Genomic DNA, 3186 nt, shown 5'->3' on the forward strand with positions numbered 1-3186 from the left:
ATTCCGCGTGTACTCAAAGTGCTCTCCGTCTGGATATTCATGCAGTGCGTCGCGGGCCGCTGTGTGCGACGGAAACGCGGCCTGGTTAGCGCTATTGACCTGATTGGCGTGGGCAACTTAGCTGAAGAACGCGTGGCCGGTGAGTTCGTAACTGTAAGCAACCCTGCGTTTGAGTAGCGACAGAAATGACTGGAATCCCTGCGCTTGTCCTGGACGTATCTTCTGGTCACCACCCGACTCGCGTGCGTGCCACGAAAAACGCTAACGTGTTGTGAGGCTTGCATTTATGAGTGAATCCGAAGGACTGCTCGGCCTCCTTTCTCACGAAGTCGATCCGCTCCGCTATCATTACGCACAACTGGAGCCCGGGGAGGTCACGGGAATGGTTGTGGATCGCATTCCGCGCGGGTCGAGGGTGCTGGACGTGGGGTGCGGCACAGGATCGTTTCTTGATCTATTGAGAACGCATCGAGGCGCAGACGTGGTCGGCGTGGAGCCGAACGCGGAACGTGCCCAAGCTGCCAGGAGCCGCGGTCATTCCGTGGTTACGGGATACTACGACGAGAGCTCTGCTGCCGAGCTCGGGCTTTTCGATGTGATCCTATTTGCCGATGTCCTCGAGCACATGCCGCACCCAGGACCCGTGCTTCGTCTCGCTAGCCAGTGGCTTGCGCCCGGCGGCTGCGTGGCCACTTCCATGACCTAATGTTGCGCACTGGACGATACGTCTGTCTTTGCTGAGAGGTGAGTTTACCTATGCGCCGTTTGGACTCATGGATGCCACGCATCTGCGCTGGTTTACGGCACAATCGATAAGGCAACTCTTCACTGCGGCCGGTTTCAAAAGTATTCACCTCGACTGGACAAACGGTGCTGAACTCGGATGCTACCAAAACTTTCCGCTCGGAGTCATGCGTACGTATGGACTCCGAAAACGAAGTGTACGGCAACTTGTGCGCAGGTGGCCGTCCGTATTCGGGTTTCAGCATATCGTGACGGCCAGTGTCGCACCAGACTGACACTTCTCGGTCATTCCCATCATCCCTTTGGACTTTGAGTCTCGTCAAAACAGCTTCTGAGATCTGGGGCGCGCGAGAGCTGGTCAACCAGTTCGTGCGCCGGGACCTCACCGTTCGGTATCATCAAGCCGTGATGGGATTCGCGTGGGCGTTGGTGAACCCAGCTCTTGTGGTGATGTCGGGCTTGATCATTCGGTTCGCATTCGCGAAGCTCAGTGGTCAGCCGCTCGAGCTCGGCGATGCCTCGGCGCTCGCGATCAAGGCAATTCCGTGGTCGTTCTTTGCCGGTGCGATGTCACTGTCCACCGTGAGTATCGTGTCTCATGCCAACCTCATCGGGAAGGTGTATTTCGTGCGCGAAACCCTTCCTATTGCTACGGTATTGGGACAATTGTTCGACACCTCAATTGGTACCGTTTCGGTAGCGATCGCGCTGTTGGCCTTCGGGTTTGAGTTCTCAGCGCAGGCGCTGTGGGTGTTGCCTGTGACGCTATTTCTACTGCTGTTCACGATGGGTTGCGCGCTGCTCCTGAGCTGCGCAAATCTCTTCTTCCGCGATGTAAAGTATCTGGTGCAGGTACTCATCAGCTTCGGACTTTTCTTGACCCCGGTGTTCTTCGGCCCCGAAGCGCTCGGCCCTCGAGGGGCGATGGCCATGCTTCTGTTCCCGATCGCTACCTTCATCCAGGCAATCGGCCTTTCGGTCGCAGAAGGCCGATCGCTGGCAACGGAGCAATTCGTAAACGTGCAAGGGATCGAGACAATGGTCTGGTCACCGTGGTTCCTCGTGTACGGTGCGCTCGTTTCCGTTTGCACCCTTCTCGCCGGACTAGTGCTCTTTCGTAAGTTCTCCGCACGCTTTGCAGAGGCCGCATGAGCAATTCCGGTCTTCTGGAGTTTCGATCCGTTTCGAAGCAGTTCAAGCGTACGTCCACGCACGATTCCCTTCGGGATCTGCTCCCCTCCCTGCTCGGTCGCTCGCGTCGAACCGATGCGTTTTGGGCCGTCAAGGATGTGTCGTTTTCGGTCCGTCCCGGCGAAGTACTCGGCATTATCGGACATAACGGTGCCGGCAAGTCGACGATTCTGAAGCTGCTGAATCGCATCATCGAACCCACGCGCGGGTCGATCGCCGCGGTGGGCCGCATTGGCTCGCTGATCGAAGTTTCTGCCGGTTTCCATCAGGATTTGAGTGGACGGCAGAACGTGTACTTGCAAGGGGCGATCATGGGCATGCGCCGAGCCGAGATCGATCGCCGCTTCGATGAAATCGTGAAGTTCGCCGAGCTCAGCGAATTCATCGACACTCCAGTCAAACGATACTCGAGCGGCATGAATGCCAGACTTGGTTTTTCCATCGCTGCACATTTTGAACCCGACGTCTTGATCATCGATGAAGTCCTGGCGGTCGGCGACCACGCATTTCAGGTCAAGGCGTTTTCGCGCTTGAAGCAAATGGCGACTGGTGGCGCGCCGGTCGTGCTCGTTTCGCATCAACTCGATCGCGTCGCTGAAATTTGCACCAAGTGTATCCTGTTGGATCATGGCGCCGTTGCTCACGAGGGGACTCCCCAGGAATGCATAGAGGAGTATCTGGCCGTTCGACCTGGCGAGTTGGAAGCAGGCGCCGCCGACAATGGTTTCTCCTTCGGTGAGTTTCGCAATCGGGGTGCCGGAAGCGTCACATCCGGTGATCGTATCGAGCTCGAGTATTGGGGGCGCTGTGATTCGCTGCAGCCGAACAACTGCATGCTGGCATTGCGGGTGATTGCCATGCAGACCGGGTTGCACGTGTACTCCGTGATCAACACCAGTTTCAACTTGCCATTTCCGACAGTCGGTGAGTTTCATCATTCGGTGGGTCTCTCGATGAACGTGCCGGAAGGTTCGTATCTCGTGAAACTTGCAGTGTGGGACCCCAACACGAATAGTGACGTGGTGCGCGGACCGCAGTTGCAGGTCGACGTAGGCACTCCTCGACCTTTCTGGGGAAACGCGCAACTGAACGGCGACTGGAAGGCCCAATGACGGAACCCGCGATCACGGAAACCAACACACTCAACGCGTCATCGATGCTTTCCGATCAATCAATCAAGGCGATCGCGTTTTACCTTCCGCAGTTCCACCCGATAGCTGAAAATGATGAGTGGTGGGGCAAAGGCTTTAC

General features: G+C 56.9%; 4 protein-coding genes. All 4 read left to right on the plus strand.

All coding sequences use genetic code 11. The annotated features are described in order from the left end of the window. Positions 1-286 precede the first annotated feature (286 nt). Positions 287-706: a class I SAM-dependent methyltransferase gene (locus ACESNG_RS06190; RefSeq protein WP_373060153.1), complete on the plus strand. Its 420-nt coding sequence runs from the start codon at positions 287-289 to the stop codon at positions 704-706. Positions 707-1002: 296 nt separating this feature from the next. Continuing rightward, positions 1003-1896, plus strand: coding sequence for an ABC transporter permease (locus ACESNG_RS06195; RefSeq protein ID WP_373068231.1), 894 nt, complete (start codon positions 1003-1005; stop codon positions 1894-1896). Then, positions 1893-3047: an ABC transporter ATP-binding protein gene (locus ACESNG_RS06200; RefSeq protein ID WP_373068233.1), complete on the plus strand. Its 1155-nt coding sequence runs from the start codon at positions 1893-1895 to the stop codon at positions 3045-3047. The genes ACESNG_RS06195 and ACESNG_RS06200 overlap by 4 nt, the downstream gene beginning before the upstream one ends. 44 nt (positions 3048-3091) lie before the next feature. Beyond that, positions 3092-3186 (plus strand): glycoside hydrolase family 99-like domain-containing protein (locus ACESNG_RS06205; protein ID WP_373068235.1); only part of this gene is annotated, 95 nt, incomplete at its 3' end.

Source organism: Gemmatimonas sp., assembly GCF_041689975.1.
Lineage (GTDB): Bacteria > Gemmatimonadota > Gemmatimonadetes > Gemmatimonadales > Gemmatimonadaceae > Gemmatimonas.